The sequence below is a fragment of the Streptomyces sp. C1-1 genome, from assembly GCF_050214755.1.
Classification (GTDB): Bacteria; Actinomycetota; Actinomycetes; order Streptomycetales; family Streptomycetaceae; genus Streptomyces.
Genome location: NZ_CP189826.1, coordinates 774,276 through 796,870, shown reverse-complemented (window position 1 = coordinate 796,870; position 22,595 = coordinate 774,276). Strand labels below are relative to the sequence as shown.

20 protein-coding genes are annotated in these 22,595 nt (G+C 70.9%); 3 read left to right on the top strand and 17 right to left on the bottom strand.

All coding sequences use genetic code 11. The features are described 5' to 3' along the window. Positions 1-29 precede the first annotated feature (29 nt). The 11 genes from ACQF4J_RS03535 to ACQF4J_RS03485 all read right to left on the bottom strand — a co-directional run bounded on the left by ACQF4J_RS03535 (position 30) and on the right by ACQF4J_RS03485 (position 12,353). The gene (locus ACQF4J_RS03535; RefSeq protein WP_427164507.1) at positions 30-3,059 is read right to left on the bottom strand and encodes a BTAD domain-containing putative transcriptional regulator; all 3,030 of its coding nucleotides are present in this window, start codon (positions 3,057-3,059) and stop codon (positions 30-32) included. Between the two features lie 214 nt (positions 3,060-3,273). Then, on the bottom strand, positions 3,274-3,924 hold the full coding sequence (locus tag ACQF4J_RS03530) for a CoA transferase subunit B (RefSeq protein WP_351570191.1): 651 nt from the start codon (positions 3,922-3,924) through the stop codon (positions 3,274-3,276). After that, positions 3,924-4,679: a CoA transferase subunit A gene (locus ACQF4J_RS03525; RefSeq protein ID WP_427164504.1), complete on the bottom strand. Its 756-nt coding sequence runs from the start codon at positions 4,677-4,679 to the stop codon at positions 3,924-3,926. The genes ACQF4J_RS03530 and ACQF4J_RS03525 overlap by 1 nt, the downstream gene beginning before the upstream one ends. A 14-nt stretch (positions 4,680-4,693) precedes the next feature. Continuing rightward, positions 4,694-5,473 carry an SDR family NAD(P)-dependent oxidoreductase gene (locus ACQF4J_RS03520; RefSeq protein WP_351570185.1) on the bottom strand — a complete coding sequence of 260 codons (780 nt, stop codon included), beginning with the start codon at positions 5,471-5,473 and terminating at the stop codon, positions 4,694-4,696. Beyond that, the gene (locus tag ACQF4J_RS03515; RefSeq protein ID WP_427164501.1) at positions 5,470-6,225 is read right to left on the bottom strand and encodes an SDR family NAD(P)-dependent oxidoreductase; all 756 of its coding nucleotides are present in this window, start codon (positions 6,223-6,225) and stop codon (positions 5,470-5,472) included. The genes ACQF4J_RS03520 and ACQF4J_RS03515 overlap by 4 nt, the downstream gene beginning before the upstream one ends. Continuing rightward, positions 6,222-7,193, bottom strand: coding sequence for a fumarylacetoacetate hydrolase family protein (locus tag ACQF4J_RS03510; protein ID WP_351570179.1), 972 nt, complete (start codon positions 7,191-7,193; stop codon positions 6,222-6,224). Before ACQF4J_RS03510 ends, ACQF4J_RS03515 begins: the two co-directional genes overlap by 4 nt. 98 nt (positions 7,194-7,291) lie before the next feature. Continuing rightward, entirely contained in the window at positions 7,292-8,230 is a 939-nt protein-coding gene (locus ACQF4J_RS03505; RefSeq protein WP_351570176.1) for a VOC family protein, read from the bottom strand. Then, entirely contained in the window at positions 8,227-9,237 is a 1,011-nt protein-coding gene (locus tag ACQF4J_RS03500) for an amidohydrolase family protein (RefSeq protein WP_351570173.1), read from the bottom strand. Before ACQF4J_RS03500 ends, ACQF4J_RS03505 begins: the two co-directional genes overlap by 4 nt. Then, the gene (locus tag ACQF4J_RS03495; protein WP_427164498.1) at positions 9,234-10,376 is read right to left on the bottom strand and encodes an FAD-dependent oxidoreductase; all 1,143 of its coding nucleotides are present in this window, start codon (positions 10,374-10,376) and stop codon (positions 9,234-9,236) included. The genes ACQF4J_RS03500 and ACQF4J_RS03495 overlap by 4 nt, the downstream gene beginning before the upstream one ends. A gap of 25 nt (positions 10,377-10,401) precedes the next feature. After that, the gene (locus ACQF4J_RS03490) at positions 10,402-11,358 is read right to left on the bottom strand and encodes a cyclase family protein (protein ID WP_351570168.1); all 957 of its coding nucleotides are present in this window, start codon (positions 11,356-11,358) and stop codon (positions 10,402-10,404) included. Then, the gene (locus ACQF4J_RS03485) at positions 11,355-12,353 is read right to left on the bottom strand and encodes a fumarylacetoacetate hydrolase family protein (protein ID WP_351570165.1); all 999 of its coding nucleotides are present in this window, start codon (positions 12,351-12,353) and stop codon (positions 11,355-11,357) included. Before ACQF4J_RS03485 ends, ACQF4J_RS03490 begins: the two co-directional genes overlap by 4 nt. 128 nt (positions 12,354-12,481) lie before the next feature. Between ACQF4J_RS03485 and ACQF4J_RS03480 the strand changes: the two genes are divergently transcribed. Together ACQF4J_RS03480 and ACQF4J_RS03475 are read left to right on the top strand one after the other, a co-directional pair. Continuing rightward, a complete protein-coding gene (locus ACQF4J_RS03480; RefSeq protein ID WP_351570162.1) occupies positions 12,482-13,393 on the top strand; it encodes a LysR family transcriptional regulator in 912 nt (303 codons plus the stop codon). Between the two features lie 232 nt (positions 13,394-13,625). After that, a complete protein-coding gene (locus ACQF4J_RS03475) occupies positions 13,626-14,855 on the top strand; it encodes an MFS transporter (RefSeq protein ID WP_351570159.1) in 1,230 nt (409 codons plus the stop codon). Positions 14,856-14,875: 20 nt separating this feature from the next. Here ACQF4J_RS03475 and ACQF4J_RS03470 read toward each other — a convergent pair whose 3' ends face one another. The 3 genes from ACQF4J_RS03470 to ACQF4J_RS03460 are packed head-to-tail and all read right to left on the bottom strand — an operon-like array spanning position 14,876 to position 18,353. Further along, positions 14,876-15,646, bottom strand: a complete 771-nt coding sequence (locus ACQF4J_RS03470) for a phosphatase PAP2 family protein (RefSeq protein WP_427164496.1) — start codon at positions 15,644-15,646, stop codon at positions 14,876-14,878. A 1-nt stretch (position 15,647) separates the two neighbouring features. Further along, positions 15,648-16,601: a YihY/virulence factor BrkB family protein gene (locus ACQF4J_RS03465; protein ID WP_351570153.1), complete on the bottom strand. Its 954-nt coding sequence runs from the start codon at positions 16,599-16,601 to the stop codon at positions 15,648-15,650. Further along, positions 16,602-18,353 (bottom strand): diacylglycerol kinase family protein, encoded by a 1,752-nt coding sequence (locus ACQF4J_RS03460; protein ID WP_427164495.1) that lies wholly within the window; start codon positions 18,351-18,353, stop codon positions 16,602-16,604. Positions 18,354-18,775: 422 nt separating this feature from the next. Here ACQF4J_RS03460 and ACQF4J_RS03455 point away from each other — a divergent pair, with 422 nt between their 5' ends. Then, positions 18,776-19,984 carry a phospholipase D-like domain-containing protein gene (locus ACQF4J_RS03455; RefSeq protein ID WP_351570148.1) on the top strand — a complete coding sequence of 403 codons (1,209 nt, stop codon included), beginning with the start codon at positions 18,776-18,778 and terminating at the stop codon, positions 19,982-19,984. A gap of 54 nt (positions 19,985-20,038) precedes the next feature. On the opposite strand, the gene ACQF4J_RS03450 is transcribed toward ACQF4J_RS03455, so the two are convergent. From ACQF4J_RS03450 to ACQF4J_RS03440, 3 genes are all read right to left on the bottom strand, one after another. Next, positions 20,039-20,440, bottom strand: a complete 402-nt coding sequence (locus ACQF4J_RS03450) for a hypothetical protein (protein ID WP_351570145.1) — start codon at positions 20,438-20,440, stop codon at positions 20,039-20,041. 157 nt (positions 20,441-20,597) lie between these two features. Further along, positions 20,598-20,858 (bottom strand): WhiB family transcriptional regulator, encoded by a 261-nt coding sequence (locus ACQF4J_RS03445; RefSeq protein ID WP_351801098.1) that lies wholly within the window; start codon positions 20,856-20,858, stop codon positions 20,598-20,600. Between the two features lie 350 nt (positions 20,859-21,208). After that, positions 21,209-22,180 (bottom strand): ParB/RepB/Spo0J family partition protein, encoded by a 972-nt coding sequence (locus ACQF4J_RS03440; RefSeq protein WP_351570139.1) that lies wholly within the window; start codon positions 22,178-22,180, stop codon positions 21,209-21,211. Positions 22,181-22,595 lie beyond the last annotated feature (415 nt).

The following is a 22,595-nucleotide window of genomic DNA, read 5'->3' as shown; positions in this document are numbered from 1 at the left end:
TCCGGCCGCCGCGCCCTGACGCGTCACACTCAGGGCCCGGCGGCCGGGTCCATTTCCGCCCTCGTGCCCAACGCCATCGCCGCGGCGTGCTCCTGCGCCGCGAAGACGTGCTCGTCGGCGGCGGTCCCGTCGCCCAGGGCACGCAGGGACTGGGCCAGGCCCTGGTGCGCCCGTACCATCTCCGTGCGCAGCCCGATGCCCGTGGCCCGCTCCAGCGCGGCCCGGTGGCGGTCCACGGACCGTCGGTACTCCCCGCGCGCACCGTCGATCCGGCCCAGCACGTTCTCGGCCGCGGCCTGTCTGGCCTGCGAGCCGTGGCCGCGGGCCAGGTCCAGCGCGTTCACCGCGTGCTCGTGAGCCGTGTCCGGTCGCCCCGCCCGCAGCTCCGCCTCGGCCAGGTTGCACAGCACCAGCGAGGTCAGCGCCGGTGCGCGCAGCGGTTCGCACAGCGCCCGGGCCCGGTCCAGGCACTCGGCCGCCGCATCGAGCCGCTCCAGGCCGAGATGGGCGAGCGACAGATTGGCCAGCGCGGTCACCTCGATCCCCGCGTCACCGGTGTCGCGGGCCAGTGCGGCGGCCCGCTGCCCGGCCTGCACGGCCTCGGGCAGACGCCCCAGGCGCTCCCTGGCGAAGCACAGGTTGGCCAGGGCTTGTGCCTCCTCCCGGGCGGAGCCGAGCGCGCGATGCGCCTCGCTCGCACGCGCCAGGTATCCGACGGCCTCCCGCAGGCGTCCGACGCTGGTGCACAGCACGCCGAGCCGGCTCAGGCAGGCCGCCTCGGTGCGGGGGTCCTCCAGGGTGGCCGCGACCTCCAGCGCCTCCTCGGACGAGGCGATGCCCTCCTGGAACAGGTCACGCTGCCACTGGGCGACCGCCTGGTTGATCAGCGATACGCACAGCAGCTCCGGATCGCCCTCCTTGCGGGCGCTGTCCACGGCCAGACGGGCCGTGTGCTCGAAATCGGAGAAGTGGTTCTGGGCGTGCAGATGGAAGCCGACGCCGCGACTGAGCCACGCGGCGTGCCGGTGCAGGCCGTGCTGGTCGGCGAGATGGACGACCGCCACGACGTTTCGCCACTCCTGGGCGAACCACCGCTGCGCCTCCTCGGGGCGCAGGCCCGGTGCTGTCGCCTCGGTGGGCGGGGCGCAGCCGTAACGCACCCGTCCGGGGAACAGGGCATCACACGCGCGCTCCAGGTCGGCGACCATGCGGGCAGCCAGTCGCCGCACCGCGTCGGAGCGCTGTGGGGCGTCGTCGGCGGCCGTCAGCGTGTGGGCGAAGCTGTGCACCAGGTCGTGGAAGGAGTACCGGCCGAACTCGAACTCCTGCAGCAGATGCACGTCCAGCAGGTACTCCAGGATCCGCTCGGCGCTGTGCGGATCGGTGTCCAGAAGGGCGGCGGCGACCGGCACCGCGAAGTCGACTCCCGGATACAGGCTCAACAGCCGGAAGTGGGCGCGGTGTTCGGGTTTCATGGCGTCGTACGACATCCGCAGCGCCGTTGCCACGCTGCGGTCCCCGGACTCCAGTTCGCCCATGATGCGGGAGTCGTCGCCGAGCCGTTCGGTCAGGTGGCGCAGCGTCCAGTGGGGACGCTTGCGCAGACGGGCGGCCGACACCCGCAAGGCGAGCGGAAGCCTGCCGCACAGCCGGACCAGGTGCGCGGCGGCGTCCGGTTCGGCGGCCACCCGGTCGGCGCCGAGTATGCTGCGCACCATCTCGACGCTGTCCTCCTCGGACAACAGCCCCAGGGAGAGCCCTTCGGCGCCCTCCAGTTCGGGCAGCCGGACCCGGCTGGTGATCAGGACCAGACTGCCGGGAGAGGCGGGCAGCAGCGGGCGTACCTGTGCCGCGTCGACGGCGTTGTCCAGGACCAGCAGCAGCCGTCGGCGGGCGCTGGTGACCCGCCACAGCGCGACGCGGCTGAGCACGTCGTCGGGTACGGACTTGCCGGCCACCCCCATCGCCCGCAGCAGTACGCCGAGCGCCGTTGCCGGGGAGAGGGGTTCCTCCCCGGGGGTGAAGCCGCGGAGGTCGACGTAGAGCTGCCCGTCGGGATAGGTGTCGGCCAGACGGTGCGCCGCGTGCACGGCCAGGGCCGTCTTGCCGCTTCCGCCCATTCCGTCGACGAGCAGGATGCGCGGGCTGGTGCGGTCGCCCGTGGGGGACGGCGCGGTGACGAGCCGCTGTATCTCCTCGTGGCGGCCGGTGAAGTCCGCGAGGTCGTACGGCAGCGTGCAGGGGGCGGTCCCGGCGACCGCGAACGGCGGCTCGGCGGTGTCGTGGGCGAGCGGTGGGGCGTCCAGCTCCGGGTCGGCGCGCAGGATCTGCTCGTACAGGGCGGCCAGTTTGGGGCCGGGGTCGATGCCGAGTTCCTCCGCCAGCGAGGTCCGCAGCCGCGTGTACTCCTCCAGCGCCTCCGCCTGTCGTCCGGCGCGGTAGAGGGCGAGCAGCAGGTGGCCGCGCAGCACCTCCCGGTAGGGGTGCGCGGTCACGGCCTCGCGCAGTTCGCCGATGAGCCCGCTCGCCTCGCCGAGATCGAGGCGGAGTTCGAAGCACTGCTCGGTGGCGGTCAGGCGCTTCTCCTCCCACGCAGCCGCAGCGGCGTCGATGAGGGGGCCGCCCGTGCCGCCGAGGATGGGACCGCGCCAGGAGTCCAGTCCGGCTTTCAACTGCATGACAGCGTTGTCAAGAAGCCCTTCGGTGCGGGCTTCCTGCGCGCGGCGCATCCGGATGTCGAACATCCGCAGATCCGACTGGCCGTCCTCGAGCATCACGCGGTATCCCGGCGGTTCGGTGACGATGAACTCGTGCCCGGAAGGTAACCGCCGGCGCAGTTCGGCGACCGCCTTGCGGATCTGGTGGACCGCCGTGGACGGCGGCTCCTCCTCCCAGACCGCCTCGATCAGCCGCGAGACGGGAACGATCCGTCCCGCCTCAAGCAGCAGCATGGCGAGTACGCGTTCGTTGACAGGGCCACCAGGTCTGATCCGTCTGTCTCCCGCCCAGATCTCGAGGGGACCGAGTACGTGGAAGCGCACATGGGGGGTGGAGTGCATGGTCGGTGCTCCAACTCGCGGTAAGTGCCACTGATTCCCCCGCAGGCCAGGTGCCTCATATGTCCGAGCTAATTGCCCGCTGAACATACTTACCCTTCCACGCCCCGCCTCGGCCATGCACCGAAACCGGGCGGGGCGCATCCTGCGGGCGGTGACCAGGAGCGGAGACCAACAGCCCTGCCGTGTAAAGACGTTGAGCCGAGCCGACCGCCGATCAGCGGGCCGCCGCCGACCGGTCGAGCCGTAGCGGTGCGTCGGTGTGGGCGATGACCTCCTCCACCGTGACGCCCGGAGCGGTCTCGATCAGGCTCAGACCTGCGGGCGTGACGTCGAGGACGGCCAGGTCGGTGATGATCCGGTGGACGCACCGTTCGCCGGTGAGCGGGAGGGTGCACTCCTTGAGGATCTTGGGGCTGCCGTCCTTGGCGGTGTGCTCCATGAGGACGATGACGCGGCGGGCGCCGTGGACGAGGTCCATGGCGCCTCCCATGCCCTTGACCATCCTGCCGGGGATCATCCAGTTGGCGAGGTCGCCGGTGGCCGAGACCTGCATGGCGCCCAGCACGGCGGTGTCGATGTGACCGCCGCGGATCATGCCGAAGGAGAGGGCGGAGTCGAAGAAGGCGGCGCCGGGCAGCACGGTGACGGTCTCCTTGCCCGCGTTGATGAGGTCGGGGTCGACCTCGTCGTCGGTGGGGTAGGGGCCGGTGCCGAGGATGCCGTTCTCGGAGTGCAGGGTGACGTGCACGCCGGGCGGGAGGTGGCCGGGGATCAGGGTGGGCAGGCCGATGCCGAGGTTGACGTAGGAACCGTCGGTGAGTTCGGCGGCGGCACGGGCGGCCATCTGGTCGCGGGTCCAGGCCATCAGGAACGTACCGTCCTCTTCTCGATCTGCTTGTCGGCGGCCTGAGCGGCCGTCAGTTCCACCACGCGCTGCACGAACACGCCGGGCAGGTGGATGTCGTCGGGGCGCAGGTCGCCCGGTTCGACCAGTTCCTCCACCTCGGCGACGGTGACGCGGCCGGCCATGGCCGCAAGGGGGTTGAAGTTCGCGGCGGCCCTGCGGAAGCGGAGGTTGCCGTGACGGTCGCCGCGCCAGGCCCGTACGAGGGCGAAGTCGGTGGTGATGCCGTGCTCCAGGAGGTGCGGGCGGCCCGCGAAGTCGCGGGTCTCCTTGGGCGGCGAGGCCACGGCGACGGAGCCGTCGGGGGCGTAGCGCCAGGGCAGGCCGCCCCGCGCGACCTGGGTGCCGACGCCGGCCGGGGTGTAGAACGCCGGGATGCCGGCGCCTCCCGCGCGCAGGCGCTCGGCCAGGGTGCCCTGCGGCACCAGTTCGACCTCGAGTTCCCCGGACAGGTACTGGCGGGCGAACTCCTTGTTCTCGCCGACGTAGGAGCCGGTGACCCGGGCGATGCGGCCCGCGGCGAGCAGGATGCCCAGACCTCGGTCGTCCACGCCGCAGTTGTTGGAGACGACCCGCAGGTCGCCGGCCCCCTGTTCGTACAGGGCGCGGATGAGGGTCTCGGGTACGCCGCTGAGGCCGAAGCCGCCGACGGCCAGCGAGGCGCCGTCGTGGATGTCGGCGACCGCCTCGGCGGCGCTCGCGCGGACCTTGTTCATGCGGGGGAGTCCTTTCAGGGGGTCGCGCCGGGCAGGACGGTGGACCAGCCGCCGTCGACGACGAGGTTGGCGCCCGTGATGTACGCGGCTTCGTCGGAAGCGAGGAAGACGGCGGCGTTGACGACCTCGTCGGGTAGTCCGACGCGGCCGAGCGGGATGTGCCGGGCGATGTCGCGCATCGGGTGGTCGTCGGCGAGGAGGTCGCCGCGGGTGCCGTCGGTGTCGATCATTCCGGGGCTGACGCAGTTGGCGCGAATGCCGTACGGGGCGCCCTCGGCGGCGAGTTGGCGGGTCAGGGCGATGACCGCGCCTTTCGACGCGGAGTGTGAAGTGCGCTGGTTGGTGAGGGAGCCGGCGAGGCCCGCGGTGGAGCCGACGGTGAGGACGCAGCCGCGGCTGCGCACCAGGTGCGGCCAGGCGGCGCGGACCGTCAGCCACACCGAGTCGAGCTCGGCGCGCAGGGTGAAGGCGAAGTCCTCGTACGGCTGGTCGGCGATCGCCCCGAAGCGGACGGCGCCGGCGTTGGCGTAGACGATGTCGATGCCGCCGAACGCGTCCACGGCCTCTTCGGTCCAGGCGCGGACGGAGTGCTCGTCGGTGACGTCGAGCGGGCCGGGGGTGAGGGCGGTGCCGCCCTCGCGGGCGATGAGCCGCTGGGTGTCGAGGGCCTGTTCGTGCAGTAGGTCGCCGCCCACGACGAGCGCGCCCTCGGCCGCGAAGCGCAGCGCCGCCGCCCGGCCCTGGCCGCGCGCCGTCCCGGAGATCAGGGCCACCTTGCCGTCGAGCCGTTTCACCGGCCGCCCTCCGTCAGCAGCGTGTCCGAGATGGACTTCACGCCCCCGTGTGCGGTCAGACCGCCGTCGACGGGGATCTCGGCGCCGGTGATGAAGGAGGAGTCGTCCGACAGCAGGAACACGACCAGCGGGGTGATCTCGTCCACGGTGCCGGTGCGGCCCAGCGGGGTCTCCCGGATGTTCGCCTCGCGGAAGGCCGGGGCGGCGGAGGCGGTCATCTCGGTCTCGATGTAGCCGGGGTGGATGGTGTTGACGCGGATGCCGCGCGGGCCGAGTTCCAGCGCCGCCGTCTTCGACAGGCCCCTCAGGGCCCACTTGCTCGTGGTGTAGGCGACCGGGTAGTGGGCGGTGAGGGCCGCAGAGGAGCCGATGTTGACGACGGAGGAACCGGGCGGCATGAGCGGGGCGAGGTGCTGCATACCGAGCAGCGGGCCGGTGACGTTGACGGCGTGCACCCGGTCGAGGTCCTCGGGCCGTACGTCGCCGAGCCGGGCACGCCAGGTGATGCCGGCGTTGTTGACCAGGCCGTGGACCTGCCCGTACGCCTCCTTCAGCTCGGCGGCGAGCTCCGTCCAGTCCTTGTCGCTGGTGACGTCGAGCCGTCGGCGGCCGTCGGCGGGTCCGACGTCGGTGGCGATGACGCGGGCGCCCTCCCGGGTGAGGGCCTCAGCCTCGGCCGCGCCCTGACCGCGGGCAGCGCCGGTGACCACGACGACCTTGCCGAGAAGCCTCTTGGGGTGCAGGTCGCTCACGGCCGCTCCCGGGAGCGGCGCCGGCCGGCGGGCAGGGGGACGGGCTCGGCGCCGGGGACGACGGTGTTGGTGAGGGTGCCGAGGCCGTCGACGGTGAGGGTGACGGTGTCGCCGGGCTCGAGCGGCGGCGGACTCTGCTCGCCGCGCAGCCCCCACAGTTCGGCGAGGCAGCCGCCGTTGCCGCAGGTGCCGGAGCCCAGGACGTCGCCGGGCAGCACGCGGGTGCCGCGGGAGGCGTAGGCGACCATCTCCTCGAAGGTCCAGCTCATGTTGGACAGCAGGTCACGGCCGACGGTCTTGCCGTTGACCTCGGCGGTCAGCGCGAGGCGCAGGAAGCCGTCGGCGTCGCGGTGCTTCTCCAGTTCGTCGGCGGTGACGAGGTAGGGGCCGAGGGTGGTGGCGGTGTCCTTGCCCTTGCAGGGGCCGAGGCCCACCTTCATCTCGGCGGACTGCAGGTCGCGCGCGGACCAGTCGTTGAAGACGGTGTAGCCGACGATGTGGTCACGGGCCTGGTCGGGGGTGAGGTCGCGGCCCTCGCGGCCGATGACGGCGGCGACCTCCAGTTCGAAGTCCAGGACCGTGGAGCCGGGTGGCATCGGGATGTCGTCGCCCGTGGCGTAGACGGCGTGCGGGTTGGTGAAGTAGAAGGTGGGGGCGGCGTACCACTGCTCGGGCACCCCGGCGGCCCTGTCGACGGACCGTCGTACGCCTTCGACGTGTTCCTCGAAGGTGACGAAGTCCCGTACCGAGGTGGGCTGGAGCGGTGGCAGCAGGCGTACCTCGGAGACGTGGGGGCCGGGTGGGACGTCGAGGGTGGCGGCGCCGAGGTCGAGGAGTGCGGGCAGTCCGTCTCCGGCGGCGAGGGCTTCGGTGAGCGAGCGGACGCCGGGCACCGGGTACAGCACTCCGTCGTCGTCGACGACCGCGAGGCGGCGCCGGTCGAGGTGTTCGTAGGCGGCGAAGCGCATGAGCGGCTCCTGGCTCGGGGCTGGGCCCGGGGGCACGGCGGGCGGTGCGTCAGGGCAGTTGACAGGGCTGCCGTGCCCCCGGGAGTCGGGGGAGGGGGTCAGACCGGCGGGGCGACGAAGCTGCCGCGGTCGGGGTCGTTGAACGACTCCTTGGCGATCAGTTCGTTCATCGCGTTGGCGGTGCCCCACTGGTCGGTGACCTCGGGCCGGGAGAAGTCGTAGACGTGCGGGTGCCAGGTGTCCTCGTCCAGCAGCTCCAACTCCGTCGTGTACTCGACGGTGTTGCCGTGCGGGTCGAGGAAGTAGGTGAAGGTGTTGTCGCCAGCCATGTGCCGGCCCGGGCCCCAGATCTTCTTGAAGCCGGCGCGCATGACGCGGCCGGAGCCGCGCATGTACTCGTCGAGGCCGCGCATCTCGAACGAGACATGGTGCAGGGAGGTGTGCGGGCCCTTGGCCAGGGCCATCGAGTGGTGCTGGTTGGAGATCCGCATGAAGTGCATGACCTCGCCCATGTGCGGCGAGCTGAGCGTGTCGGACAGGCGGAAGCCGAGGTGCCGCTCGTACCAGTCCCTCGTCCGGTCCAGGTCGGGGGAGTTGAGCACGACGTGGGACAGCTTGACGGGGATCGACTCCTTCTCCTCGATCTTGCGGTGCCGGCGCACCTCGACGTCGGCGGAGACCTCGATGGTGCGGCCGTCGACGTCGAAGAAGCGGAAGCCGTAACCGCCGCCGGGGGTGTCCACCTTGCCCGGCTGCGAGATCAACCGCACGCCACCGGCCAGGAGTCGCTCGGCGAGCGTGTCGACGTCCGCCGCGCTCGCGGCGCCGTAGGAGACGAGGTCGAGGCGCTTCTCGGCGGCCTTGCGCAGCCGGACGACGTACTGCTCGGGGGAGCCCTCGGCGGCCAGGAAGGAGATGCCGGAGTCCTCTTCGACCTTGGTCAGGCCCCACACGCCGGCGTAGAAGTCGAGTTGTTTGTCGTAGTCGGGCACGGCGAGGTCGACGTGCCTGAGGTGGGTGAGAAGACGTGCGCTCATGGTGTCACTCCCAGGGAGAGGAGGGCGGCGGCGTTGCCACCGCGTACGGCGTCGAAGTCGGCCTCGGGCAGGCGGGCCGCGCGCAGGGCACCGACCGGGTCCCGGGTGCCCATGTCGAAGGGGAAGTCGGAGCCGAGCAGCACCCGGCCGGGCCCGGCGACACGGATCAACTCCCGCAGCACCGACGGGTCGTGCACGAGTGAGTCGAAGTACAGCCGCCTGAGGTAGCTGCTGGGCAGATGGGCGCAGCCGGTTCCGGCGTCGGAGCGGGCCGTCCAGGCGTGGTCGGAGCGGCCGATGTGGGTGGGCAGGTAGCCGCCGCCGTGGGCGGCGATCACCTTCAGCCACGGATGTCTGTCCAGCACGCCGGAGAAGATCAGGTGCGACAGCGCGACGGCGTTCTCGGTGGGCTGGCCCACGGTGTTGGACAGGTACCACCGGTCCAGCCGCTCGTCGAGCGTGCAGCCGAAGGGGTGCAGGAAGACGAGCGCGCCCGTCTCCTCGGCCCGCGTCCAGAAGGGTTCGTACGCCGGGTCGGACAGCTCCCGGCCCGGTGCGTGGCTGGAGATCTCCACCCCGGCCAGGCCCTGCTCCAGCGCGTGGTCGAGCGCGCCCACCAGCAGGTGCGGGTGCTGCAGCGGTACGAGTCCGAGGCCGCGCAGCCGGTTGGGCGCTGCCGAACAGTGCGCTGCGGTCGCCTCGTTGGCGAGTCGGTACAGCTTCTCGGCGGTCTCCTCGTCCGTCCAGTAGTGGTAGTGCGAGGGGGAGGGGCTGACGAGTTGGACGTCCACGCCCTGGGCGTCCATCGCGGCCAGCCGTGCGGTGACGTCGAGCAGCAGCGGGATGCGTGCGCGCACCATGGGGCCGTTGACCGCGAGGGCGGCGGGGCCGTTGCGCCGGGCGTCCAGCGCCTTGGCCTCGGCCAGTCCGGGCAGGCCCTCCACCAGGGCTTCGACGTCGGGAAGCAGCAGGTGGGCGTGGATGTCGACGGTGGGGGACGGGGTCACGGCAGCTCCCTGAGCATGGTCATGGTGCGGCCCATCAGGCCGGGCAGGTCCGCGTCGCGTACGCCGTCCAGCTGCCACTGCCCGATCTGTATAGATGCCTCGACGACCGGGCGGACGCGCGCCATGCGCCGCTCGTAGTACGCCTGGAACAGCGCGTCGTCCCAGTCGTCCGATGCGGTCAGGAGCTGGGCGAGGACCCACGCGTCCTCGAGGGACAGGGCAGCGCCCTGTGCGAGGGTGGGCGGGCAGCAGTGCGCGGCGTCGCCGACCAGGACGACCCGGCCGCGGTGCCAGGAGCCTTCCACCAACAGCCGGTCGAACCAGGTGTAGTTGACCGTCGCCGGGTCGGTGATGTGCGGGGTGATCTCCGGCCAGAAGCCGCCGTAGGCGGAGGCGAGACGGCGCATCTCGTCGGCGTAGGTCTGCGGCGGTATCGACGCCCGGTCGCGGTTGGCCTCGACGACGTAGGCGTAGATCGTCGTGTCGCTCGTCGGGCAGTAGCCGGCGATGTAGGCCGGGCCGCCGTAGGCGAGGTCGGTGCGGGTGACGCCGGCCGGGCGGGGAGCGGCGACGCGCCAGATGGCCATGCCGGTGGGTTCGGGCTTGGCGGTGACGCCGATGGCCGCGCGGGTCGTGGAGCCGAGCCCGTCGGCGGCGATCACCAGGTCGTAGCGGCCCTGGGTGCCGTCCGTGAAGTGTACGGTCACGCCGTCGCCGTCCTGCTCCAGGGACTCGGCGCGGGTGCCCAGGCGCACCGAGGCGCCGCTCGCGCGGACGGCGTCGATGAGGATGCGCTGGAGCTGGGGGCGCTGCATGCCGACGGTGGCGGGCAGGTCGTCACCGCCGGTGTGGATGTCCCGGGCGACGTGCAGGACGGTGCCGTCGGGCGCGGTGATGCCGACGGACCCGAACCCGAAGCCGGAGGCCTTGACCTGCTCCCAGACGCCCAGTTCGCGCAGCACCCGCAGGGCGTTGCCCTGGAGGGTGATGCCGGAGCCGGCGGTGGCGTTCCAGTCGTCCTTGGCCTCGATCAGGTCCACGGCCAGACCCGCGCGCCGCAGCAGGATCGTCGCGGCGTTGCCGGCCGCGCCGCCGCCGATGACCAGGACCGCGCGGGGTGTGCTGCGGGGTGTGCTCATGCGGGGAACTCCTTCGTTCCGCTGGTTACTTGACGGCGACGGGGCTGACGGGCGAGCCGACGGCACCGGTGATGGGCAGGGGAGCGGCGGTCAGCCAGAACTCGTACACGCCGTCGGCCGCGCAGTCCTCGGCGAGGGCCTCCAGGTCCCACATCTCGCCGATCAGCAGGCCGATGTTGGGGATCGCGACCTGGTGCAGGGGCTGGAAGGCGTGCTCGAACTCGTTGGGGCGGACCTCGAAGCCCCAGGTGTCGGTGGCGATCGCGGCGATCTCGCTGCCGTGCAGCCAGCCGGCGGTGGTGAACGACAGACCGGGCGCCGGGCCGCCCGCGTAGTCGCCCCAGCCCTCGCGGCGCACCCGGGCGAGCCGGCCGGTGCGGACCAGCACGATGTCGCCGCGTCCGACGCTCACGCCGTGGGCCTCGGCGGTGGCTGTCAGGTGCTCCGGGGTGATCGCGAAGCCGTCGGGCAGCTCTCCCGTGTCCCCGACCACGCGTCCGACGTCCAGCAGCACGCCGCGCCCGGCGACATGCGGGGCCATGTGCTCGATGCCGGTGACGAGATCGCCGTCGGAGGTGACGACCTTCTCGGCCGGGCGCCCGTTCCAGGCCTTGCCGTGGTCGAAGATGTGGCCGAGGCCGTCCCACTGCGTGGAGCACTGCAACGGCATCGCGATCACGTCGTCGGCGCCGCCGATGCCGTGCGGGAAGCCCTGGTTGCCCAGGGCGGCGTCGGTACCGGTGTCGAGCATGGTGTGCACGGGGTTGGTGCGCCGCCGCCAGCCCTTCTGCGGGCCGTTCATGTCGAAGGACTGCGACAGCGAGAAGCTCGCCCCGCGCCGGACGAGGGTGGCGCCCTCACGGCGCTTCTCCTCGTCGAGGAAGTTCAGGGTGCCGAGCCGGTCGTCCTCGCCCCAGCGCCCCCAGTTGGAGTACGCCTTGGCGGCCTCGGCGATCGCGCCCTCGGGATCGAGCCGGTTCACGACGCCTCCGCGACACAGCGGGTGCGCTGGGCCCCGAGACCGGTGATCGACCCGTCCATGACGTCGCCGTCGCGCAGCAGCCGCCCCCAGTGCATTCCGTTGCCGGCCGGGCTGCCCGTCAGCACCAGGTCGCCGGGCAGCAGGCGGGCGGTCCGGGAGGCGTACGACACCATCCGCGCGACCTTGAAGATCATGTCCTTGGTCGACTCGTCCTGCATGGTCTCGCCGTTGAGCTTCAGCGTGACGCGCAGCTCGTCGGGGTCGGCGACCGACTCGGCGGGCACGATCCACGGGCCGAGTGGAGTGAAGCCCGGCGCGTTCTTGCTGCGCAGCCAGTCGGTGCCGATCTGCGGCATGTCGCGGCGGAAGACGGTCGCACGGTCGGTGAGGTCGTTGGCGATCGTGTACCCCGCGATGTACGCCGGCGCCTCCTCGACGGACACCTGGTGGGCCGCCCGGCCTATCACCACCGCCAACTCCAGCTCCCAGTCCGGCTGTTCGGCCCAGGCAGGCAGGACGACGTCGTCGTACGGGCCGGTGATCGCACTGGGCAGGCCGATGAAGACGTACGGCAGGTCCTCGGCCGCCCGGCGGTCCATGATCTCCGCCGCTTCGGCGCGCCGCTCGGCCTCGGGCCGGTCGTCACCGGGCGCGCGGTGGGCCACGTGCAGGTCGATCACGTGCTGCCGGTAGTTCGCCCCCGACTGGAAGACCTGCCGCGGTTCGACCGGCGCGTGCACGTGAAGGTCCGCGAGGGGAGTCCGGCCGAGACCGGTGTCGGCGGCCAACGCGTGCAGCTTCGGCAGCGTCGTCTGCCAGGCCTCCAGCAGGTTCAGCACGGTCAGCCGCTCGTCGCCGAAGGCGGACCGCAGGTCGACAGCGAGGCCGTCGGGGGTGACGAGGGCGGGGAAGTGAGGCCCGTCCGGGGCCGAGAGCGTCGCGAGAGCGAAGGGTCCGGCGAAGAGCGCGGACGCGGTTTCGGGTTTCACGGACATGTCCTCCTGATTGCGGTGCGACTAATCTGGACCCCGCACCCGCGATCAGGGAAATAGATTATGTGGATCACCCCAATCCATCGCATGAATAGCCTCCCTGATCGGCGCCACACTGCTGAGGGAAGCGCATGAACCTGGCTCGTCTCGATCTCAACCTCGTCGTCGCCCTGCGGGCTCTGCTGGAGGAGCGCAACGTCACCCGTGCCGGGCAGCGCGTCGGCCTCAGCCAGCCCGCGATGAGCGCCGCCCTCGCCCGGCTGCGCAGGCACTTCGACGACGACCTGCTCGCCCGTGTCGGCGGCCACTACGAGCTCACCGCGCTGGGGCAGATGCTGCTGGACCGCACCGCCACCGCCTACGACGTGCTGGAACGGCTCTTCGCCAGCCAGGCGGACTTCGATCCGGCCAAGGAGAACCGCGAGTTCAAGCTGCTGGCTTCCGACTACGCCGTGGCCGTCTTCGGCACCGAACTGGCCCGCGCGGTGCACGAGGAGGCTCCGGGCATCCGGCTGCGCTTCACCCACACGCCGACGACCGTCGTGGACGACACCGCCACCCTGCTGAGCGCCACCGACGGGCTGCTCATGCCGCACGGCGTCATCAGCGACTTCCCCGCCACCGACCTCTTCGACGACCGCTGGGTCTTCCTCGTGGCGCGCGACCACCCGAGCGTCGGCGACCGCCTCACCCGCAAGGACCTGGAGCGCCTGCCCTGGGTGACGTACCAGCGGACCTACGACGCCCCCGCGGTGCGTCAGCTCGGCATGCTGGGCGTCGAACCGCGCGTCGAGGTCTCCGTCGACAGCTTCCAGCTGCTGCCGCTGCTGGTGGCCGGTACCCGACGGGTCGCCCTCGTGCAGTCGCGCCTGGCCCGGCTGCTGGCACCGATCGCCGCCGTCCGCGTGGTGGAACCGCCGTACGAAACCGTCCCGCTGCGGGAGGCGTTGTGGTGGCATCCGGTGCACACGCACGACGCGGCCCACATCTGGCTGCGCGAGACGGCCGCGCGGGTCGGGACGCGGTTGCTCTCCGAGAGCTGAGCCGGACAGAGCCGGGCAGGGGCAAGGGCGGCTGACGGCTGAACGCCGCCATCCACGCGCTGGATCAGCCGCATCGCAAACTTGGATGACCGGGGGACTGGGCAGGCCGAGGCCCGGAACGCATAGTCGTGGCACACCGCCGCGCCGCCCGCAGTCCGCTACCGGGCGCCGACCACACGTCCGCCCGTTCGCCGCGCGGTGCCCTTCCCCGCCCATGTTCCGGAGTGCCGCCATGCCCGCTTCCGCCGCCCCGCCCGCTCATGAACAACACACGGAGGACCCGGTCGCCGGGAGCAAGCTGCCGGCCGTGCTGCTGATGGCCGGCAGCTGCCTGCCGATCCTGGGCGCCGTCCTGATCGCCCCGGTGCTGCCGCGCATGCAGGACCACTTCCGGTACGTCCCCGGCAACGCCGCCCTCGTCCCGCTCGTCCTCACCGTCCCGGCCCTCTCGCTGGCCGTGCTCGCCCCGTTCGCCGGCGCCCTCGTCGACCGGCTCGGACGCAAGCGCCTGCTGGTCACCGCCACCGTCCTGTACACCCTGTTCGGCACCGCCCCGCTGTGGCTGTCCTCGCTCTACGGCATCGTGGCCAGCCGTGTCCTGGTCGGCATCGCCGAAGCGGCCATCATGACCTGCTGCACGACGCTCATCGGCGACTACTACACCGGACGGACCCGGGACCGGTACCTCGCGCTGCAGACCATGTGCGCGTCGGCGTCCGCCACGGTCTTCTTCGTCCTCGGCGGCGCGCTGGGCTCGGCGGGCTGGCGGGCGCCCTTCTGGCTCTACCTCGTGGGCGTGCTGCTCGCCCCGGTCATGGCCCGTGCGCTGCCCACCCCGGGGCCGGCCGCCGAGTCGGTGGCGGCGGACCGGCGCCCCTTCCCGCTGCGGCGCATGGCGGGCATCTGCCTGCTGACCGTCTTCGGCGCGGCCGTCTTCTACACCGTGCCGGTGGAGATGGCCTACCTCATGGACGACCTGGGCGTGCACTCCACCGGCGTGGTGGGCGCCGCCACGGCGCTCGCCAGCGCCGCCACCGTCCTCGGGTCGGTGCTGTTCACCAGGCTCGCCGACCGGGCGCGCCGCCGCCTTCCCGCCGTGCTCCTCGTGTGCGCCGCGGGCTTCGTCCTGATGGGCGCCACCGATCACCTTCCCCTTCTCATCGCCGGGGCCGTCGTCAACTGCGTCGGCACCGGGATGCTGCTGCCCTCCCTGTTGACGGTGGCGCTGTCCCGGCTCGAATACGCCGACCGCGGGCGCGGCACCGGACTGTGGACGTCGGCCTTCTTCCTCGGCGAGTTCGCCTGCCCGCTCGCCCTGCTCGCCGCCACGAGCACCCTGGGCACCCTGGCCTCGGCCGTCCTGCTGCTCGGCATACTCACCCTGCTGGTCTCGGCGGTGCTGCTGCCCCTCACCCGCCGGTCACCGGAGGCGCCGGCCCAGGCTGTTCCCGAGAGCGTCTGACGATCCTGGGCGGCGGGTGCCTACCGGGGCTCGGGCTCTTCCCAGGTGATCTCCGGTTCCAGGCCCTCGGCCACCGCTGTGCGGTCTCGGCCCACGTCCGTACGCCAAGCCTCGAAGGCCCAGGCGGTGACGGTCACGACGGCGAGGCCGAGGAGCCAGCCGCCCAGCACGTCGCTGCACCAGTGCACGCCGAGGGCGACCCTGGTGAAACCGACGCCGACCACCGAGAACACGGCGACGCACCAGCACGCGACCCGCCAGGCCCGCGGTATCAATGGCAGCAGCACCAGCAGGAAGATGCCGAAGGACGTGGTGGCGGTCATGGCATGGCCGGAGGGAAAGGAGTACCCCGGCGCATGGGCCACCGGGTCCTGCAGATCGGGCCTGGCCCGCTCGACCACCGTCTTGACCAGCAGCCCGATCAGCCCGCCGGCCACGGCGGTCACCGCCGCCCAGGCCGCCAGTCGCCAAGCCCGGCGGTACAGCAGCCACATCGTCAGTACGGCGACGGCCAGGCGCAGCGTCAGCGGGTCCCAGACCCAGTCGGACAACAGGTGCAGTGCGCTCCTCCACGCCGGATGGTCGAGGACCTGCGCGTGCAGCCGTTGCGCGGCGCCCGTGTCCAGACGCCGCAGCGGCCGCCATCGGTCCTCGACGAGGATCAGAAGCAGTCCGAACAGGACCGCGCTGACGGCGGCGACACCGGCGGAGGCGAGCAGCCGGGCACCGAACCGGCGGTCGGCCGTCCGTGAGCGTCGACGTCGTTGTCGCAAGGTGGCGTACGTGCCCATTTCAGACTCCCGGATCTTCCTGGATCGGCCCGGGGCGGCGGCCGCGTACCGCTTCCAGCTGTGCCGCGAACGACAGGCCCAGCAACAGGGCGATGGACGTGAGGTAGGCCCACAGCAGCAGCGACATGAACGCGCTGAGGGGGCCGTAGACGGTGTCGAAGGAGCCGCTGATGTTCAGGTAGAGGCTCAGCAGCCAGGTCAGAGTCATCCACAGGACGAGGTACACGGCCGCGCCGAAGGCCAGCCACGTGTAGCCGGGCTGTTTGCGGCGTGGTGAACGGCGGAAGACGGCGCTCGCCGAGATCAGGGCGAGCAGCAGACCGAAGGGCCAGCGCAGGATGGTCCAGGCGCGCAGCGTGCTGTCGTCGAAGTGATAGACCGTCACCGCTGCCGAAGCGAGGTCGTCCCCGGCGACCATGACGACGAACCCGAGGCCCAGGGGCAGTCCGGCGCTGAGCGACATCACCAGGCCCCGCAGGTACTTGAGGTGGAAGGGGCGGTCGCGTTCGTTGCCGTAGATGCGGTTCGCGCCGCGCTCGATCTGGCACATGGCCGTGGTGACGTTCATCAGGGAGAAGACGGCGCCGAACCACAGGGCGACCTCGGCGCCGGAACCCGAGTTGCGGCGGCTGCGGTCGAGTGCGTCGTCGACGACCTCCGCGCTGGGGCCCTGGGCGATCCGGTGGATCGTCAGTTCCGCCAGCCTGCCGATGTTCTCGGTGTGCAGGCTGGTGGACAGGCCGACGAAGGCGATGGCCAGCGGGACGACCGCCAGGACCGTCTGCAGGGCGAGGGCACGGGCGTGGCTGAAGCCGTCGGCGTAGCGGAAGCGGACGAAGGCGTCGCGCAGCAGGGACCAGCCGCCGTAGCGGCGCAGCGTGGCCCAGGCCTCGTCGGCGGACAGTTCCTCTCCGCTCATGTCCCGGGTCTCGGGGACCTGAGTCGCGGTACCCATTCACTTCCCCCGTGCGGGCAGCAGCATCTTCAGGGCGCCCGGGTTCGCCTCGACCGTCAGGCGCCGTCCGCGGGCCACGGGGTCGCCGTCCAGTTCGCGCGGCTGGTCGTGGTCGAAGGTGAACTCGGCGTGCCGGAAGGTGAAGAAGGCCACCGGGGCGCTGTCGTCCTCGCCCGCGGGGGCGTCGGCGGCCGACCGCGGGGTGGCGGTGCCGCGCAGCAGGGTCCACAGGGCGCTGATCCACCCGCCGAGACCACGCGGATCGAGGATCAGCAGGTCGAGCCGCCCGTCGTCGGGTCGGGCGTCGGGCAGCAACCGCATGCCGCCCTGCACCGCACCGACGTTGCCGATCAGCACCATGCGGGCGGTGCGTCGATGAGCCGGGGCTCCGTCCAGCCGTACGTCCACGCTCATCCGCGGGGTGCGCGACCACACCCGGGGGAGTGCCAGGACGTAGGCGAGCCAGCCCAGGTTGGCCTTCGTCCGGTCGTCGGCGTTGGCGCGTTGGAGCATCGCCGCGTCCAGGCCGGCGCCGCACATGGCGGCGAAGTGGGTGGTGGGCAGGCCGTCGCCCTCGATGCGGCCGAGGTCGACGCTGTGGACGGTGCCGCGCAGGGCGGCATCGAGGGCGTCGACGGGCGACAGCGGCAGACCCAGATTGCGGGCCAGGAGGTTGCCGGTACCGCAGGGCACCAGAGCGAGGGGCACCGCGCTGCCCGCCAGGGCGGTGGCCGCCGCCCGGAGAGTGCCGTCTCCGCCGCAGACCACGACGAGGGTCGCGCCGTTGCGCACCGCCTCGGTGCTCTGGCCTCCACCCGGGTCCTCGGCGGTGGTCTCGATGAAGGTCGGTGCGCCGTAACCGTGTTGCTCGAGGACCCGTCGCAGAGCGTCGCGGTCCTTCTGATCGGTGACCGTGGGATTGAAGATCACCGCGGCGTGGCCGGTGCGCTGTTCGAGCCCTTCCGCCGCGGCTTCTACCGTTTCCACGGACTCGGATGCCGGGGGAGCGGTCACGAAGCCGTCCGTGAGCACGGCGCGCCCGACGATCCACAGCGCCAGGCCGCCGTTGACGAGTCCGCCCACGACGTCGGTCGGGTGGTGCATGCCGCGGTAGAGCCGGGCGAGGCCCACCACGATCGGGATGAGGAACAGTGCGCCGGCCACGACGCGTCGCCACGGGCTGCGCAGCCGGGACAGCGCGAGGACCGCCAGACCGCCGTAGACCGCCGTGGCGGCGCCGGTGTGGCCGGAGGTGTAACTGGACGTGGGCAGCGAGCCGTCGAGACGGTGCACCTCGGGGCGGTGCCGGTCCACCGCCACCGTGATGACCAGGAAGACCAGTGACTGCAAGGACACGGCGAGGGCGAGGAAGGCGGCCTGCCGCCACATCGGCAGCCTCGGTATCCAGAGCAGCCCGAGACAGCTCACCAGGGTCACGGCGATCACCGTCCCGGTGTTTCCGGCTTCGGAGGCGAACCACGACAGGACGGTGAGGGAGTGCGTCCGCATCCCTTCGAAGCCGGTGTTGACCTTGTCCTCGACCGTCATCGGCCACAGATGGTGGGCGGGGCCGGTGATCAGCAGACCGATGCCCACCATCAACGCCGCCTGGCAGATGGTCAACGCCGCGATCCAGCGAACGGACCAGCCGACTCCGCGCGGTGCGGTGCGGCCGGCGCCGGCAGTTGTGAGACCTCCCGCGGGTCTCTCCCCGGGCAACTCGGCTGGTCTTCCCGATACGGCGGTCGGCATCCGTACTCCCTGATCGACGTGTCGCGGCGATGGCCGGCCCGAGGCGCGTCCTCCGGCTCACCGCCGTATGCCCACTGAACTTCGGTGCAGACGCGCCGCGATCGGGTCGGTCGGTGGGGAGTCGGTCGAGGCGGCGGCGAGGTGGACGGACAGCGCAGGCAAGTCACGCGTGGGGGCCGTGAGTTGGCGAACCCGACACCGGAACGGAAGCGGCATGGGAGAAAAGAGCGATTCCTGCCCGGAGCGCCGAGGCCGGGGGCGGCGGGCACGAATACGGCGGGCGTCGGGAGTGCCGCCGTATTCGCCGGGCAAGTGGCTTTTCGGGCCAGGACCTGTCGTTCGGACGCCGAGCAGATCCAAAGGACAGACCCTGGCCCGCCAGCCCGCACCGAACCGCCCCTCAAGGTCAAAGGGAGACAGACGTGATTCTCGACGGCGTACCGGCAGCCCCCGCCCCCGCCACCAGTGCCGCACTCGACGCGCGCAAGCGCCGCCTGCGCCGTCGCCTGGAGCGGCTCATCGGCGTGGCCGCGACCGAGGGCAACGAACTCGTCCCGCTGCGCAACGGAGACCAGATCTTCCCCGCCATGCTGGGGGCGATCCGTTCGGCTCGCCACACGATCGACATGATGACGTTCGTGTACTGGCGCGGACAGATCGCCCGGGACTTCGCGCTCGCCCTCGCCGACCGGGCACGTGCGGGAGTGCGGGTCCGGCTGCTGCTGGACGGCTTCGGCGCCCAGAAGATCGAGCAGCAGTTGCTCGAAGAGATGGACGACGCGGGTGTACAGGTGGCTTGGTTCCGCAGACCCGTCTGGCTGTCACCCTTCAAACAGAACCACCGCTGCCACCGCAAGGCCCTCATCGTGGACGAGAGCACCGCGTTCACCGGCGGCGTCGGTATCGCGGAGGAGTGGTGCGGCGACGCCCGGGGCCCCGGCGAATGGCGGGACACCCATGTGCAGGTGCGCGGTCCGGCCGTCGACGGGGTTGCCGCCGCGTTCGCGCAGAACTGGGCCGAGTGCCACGACGAGCTCTTCGACGACCGCGACCGCTTCACCGAACACGAGCAGCCCGGTTCGTCCGTCGTTCAGGTCGTGCGCGGGTCGGCCAGCATCGGCTGGCAGGACATGCAGACCCTCATCCGCGTCATGCTGACCTCCGCCGAGGAACGCTTCCGGCTGGCGACCGCCTACTTCGCGCCCGACACGTACTTCATCGACCTGCTGTGCCAGACGGCCCGGCGCGGTGTGGAGGTGGAGATCCTCCTGCCCGGGCCGCACACCGATCAGCGCGCCTGCCAGTTCGCGGGCCAGCACCACTACACGCGCCTGCTGGAAGCAGGCGTGCGTATCCGGCAGTACCAGCCGACCATGATGCACGCCAAGATCATCACGGTGGATTCGGTGGCGTCTCTGATCGGCTCCACCAACTTCAACCGCCGGTCCATGGACCACGACGAGGAGGTCATGCTCGCGGTACTGGACGAGAACTTCACCGCCTCCCTCGACCGCGACTACGAGGCGGACCTCCGGCACAGCGTCGACATCGACCTCAACCGCTGGAGACGACGGGCCGTACTGCAGCGCGCCAAGGAGGCGGCGGTCACTCCTGTCCGACGGTTCCTGTGATCGTCGACCGCTGCCCGCTCGGCCGACGCCCCACTCGACGACCTCGACGCGTGATCACAGGTCACACCACTCGCCCAGTCCGCCGGGTACCCCCGTCGCGACGAAGCGGCGTACCAGCTCCCAAGCACGGTCGACAGACATGACGAAGTCGCCGCTGAACGCGGCCAGGTCATCCGCAACGGGGACGTCGACGACGGCCTCCGCCGCGGCGATACCGTCGCCGACCAGCAAGGACGACCCTTCGGCCTCATCGAACAGATGGAGGACTCCCAGATCACCTCGAAAGCCAAGAGCCAGCAAGGGAAGCTCGGCGTTCGGCAGACGGACTTCGAGGTACCCCTGACCACGGGAGCGCAGTGCGTGGAAGTGATCCGCCAGCTCCGAGATTTCAGAACACCTCTCCACTGCGCAGAACCGCCCCGACTGCAGTGCCGTCGCCGCCCACGTCACGCTCATCCCCGCACCTCCGACGTACATCGTGCTACGGGGTCGCCGCATGAGGACTGCGAGGGTGAGGGGCTTCCTGGGAAGCGGTTCGCCTGGCCCGGGACGGGGCGCCCGGCGCCCGGATCCGGGCAAGGGGGGAGCCCCCGGCGCTCATCGGAGCGGCCGATCACCTGCGGATGGCCGCGCTGTGGATCGCTCTGCGCTGGCTCGCTGTGGTGTCGCCCCAGATGCCGTCCGTCTCGCCGTGGCGGATGGCCCAGTCACGGCAGTCGAGCAGCACCGGGCACCGTCGGCACACCGCGCGAGCACGCGCTGTCGCGCGGTCCGTCTCCGCCAGCGGGAAGAACAACTCGGGGTCCTCGCCGACGCACAGGGCCTGCAGGCGCCAAGCAGATTTGTGATTCTCGAACGCGAGTGAACGCCACATACCGCACCTCCGCGGTCCGATCAGGGCACAGGTTTGATCGCGACATAAGCCACGATCCCGGCAGAGGTTCCCGGCATCCTATGTCACACACCGACGAAAGGCCATAGCGGACTTTCCCGGCATAGTCGTCTCCCGTCGAGAAGGGCCTTGCCGCGTCGCAGAGGATCGACGCTGCAAGGCCCTGGAGACCCTGTGACCCGCATCTGCGAGCCCAAGAATGATCGGAAAGCGGTGGCTTCTCGGGGGACGGCCCTCACCGCACTCTGCGTGGCGGTGATCGCGAGGCTGGGATCAGGGCGAACGACGAACCGATGGCCGCACCAGAGGCTCCGGACGGCCGGCGATGTCGATCAACCCGTTTTCGATATGTCTCGACGCCCTTGTTGTTCCAGATCGTCGGCGAATTCAGCCCACCACCGGCTGCAGTATTTGGCCATGCCTGCGATGCGAACCTTGCTGTGGGCCGGAAGGGACCTGATGAGCTTGGCCCGTTTTTCACCGCTGATGGCGTGGAGGCTGAGCCAGCGCAGAAGGAACCGGCCGTCCCCGGACAGTCGTACCGACGGATCCTTTTGCAGGCTGTCCAAGTTGGAGATATAGGAGCCTTCGATCGGCGGCTGGGCGAGGGAGAGTGTTCGCAGACCGGGACTCGACCCGCTGTCCGTGGCGGATGCCGGATCAGGGTCGGGCAAGAACTTGTCCGGGATGGGATTCTCGCCTCGGTTGAGGCGTTTACGGACGTCTCGTGCGGTGCTCATGGAGATACCCGCGCGCTTGGCTATCTCACGCAGGCTCAGATTCGGCTCCGCTTCGATGAGTTCGCTGGCACGCTGACGGCCGGCCGCACTGTTCAGCGGGCGAACTCGGCCGTCGCGGCCGATCCTGGATGGTGCCGCGGACTGCTGGTCGGGCCGCGAGCGTGCTCTGATGCGGCCGACCGTGGGGGCACTCAGCCCTGTCATCTGGGCGATCGCTCTGTCCGACCAGGCGTCACATGACTCGATCAGGCGCACGGCAGCGGCTTCCCGGTCAGCCAGTGTGAGTGGAAGTCCATGGGTCACGTTCACCTGGACGGCGCGTGCGAACGCCTCCACGTCGCTGCCGTCGAACCACTCCACCGGGATTTCGGTGTCTCCGCGCAGCTGAGCGACCCGTAATCGGTGCATTCCGTCGATGACACGCATTGTGTCGCGGTGGACCAGAATGGGAGGCAGAGCGTCATCGGATTCGGCAAGGAGCCGTATGTGTTCGGGGTCCTCGCCATTGAGGCGGGGCGAATCGGCGGGCTGGAGTCGGTCGATTCGAGCGAAGTCCCTTGTCACGGTCCGAGAACTACGGGTCGCCCGTGCTGACTTGTCGGACGTCACCGTATCACCCCGATCGTTTCACCCACCTCGGGTACGGGCGACTCACCTTCCTTGGAGTCGCGGAGGCCATTGGCATCCCGATGCAGTGTGATCCCAGGTGATGGTGTGGCCTGAACCATATCCGTTTCCCCCTCGTGTTCTGGATCAACTTACGGCCGCCTACAGCTTGTTCCTCCTGCTTTACCCGCAAACGCCGTGCTGCAAGTCTCCGGAAAAATACAGTCAATATTGGCCACAGGTCCGGCCGACTGCGGGGCGACTTGTGTGATGGTCCAGCCGATCACACCTGCGGCATGCACAAGCGGGGGTCCGGAACGTGCATCAGTCGAAGGCTTCCACTACCAGGGCACGAGGGAGCTTACTGTGCAAA